Source organism: Roseateles chitinivorans (assembly GCF_002761755.1).
GTDB classification, from domain to species: domain Bacteria; phylum Pseudomonadota; class Gammaproteobacteria; order Burkholderiales; family Burkholderiaceae_C; genus Roseateles; species Roseateles chitinivorans.
Genome location: NZ_PEOG01000242.1, coordinates 1 through 417, shown reverse-complemented (window position 1 = coordinate 417; position 417 = coordinate 1). Strand labels below are relative to the sequence as shown.

The window sequence follows — 417 nt, the reverse complement described above, 5'->3', positions numbered from 1 at the left end:
CTAGCGTTTTTGCTTATTTTCGCTGATCATCGCTTAGGGGTTATGCAGCCCATTCGCGCGTTTTTAAATTCGGTGGTAAGCCCGGTGCAATACCTGGCGGTAATGCCAGAACAAGCCCTAGATAACGTGCTAAACCAAGTGCAATCACGCCGACGCATAATGCGTGAAAACAATCGCTTACAAGAAGAGATGCTGTTACTTCAGGGTGAATTGCAACGCTTTACGTTTTTACAGCGGGAAAATGATCGCTTGCGTGAACTGCTCGCTAGCGAAAGCCGTGAACAGCGCCTACTCATGGTTGCTGAAGTTATTGCGGTGGATTCCGATCCCTTTACGCATCAAGTGGTGGTAAATAAAGGCACTCGTCATGGTGTTTACATTGGCCAGCCAGTACTCGATGCTACCGGTATTGTGGGG

1 protein-coding gene is annotated in these 417 nt (G+C 48.4%); it reads left to right on the top strand.

Translation table 11 applies throughout. The features are described from left to right. Positions 1 to 417: rod shape-determining protein MreC (gene mreC / locus CS062_RS25560; protein ID WP_143742577.1), on the top strand; the 417-nt coding region annotated here is incomplete at both ends.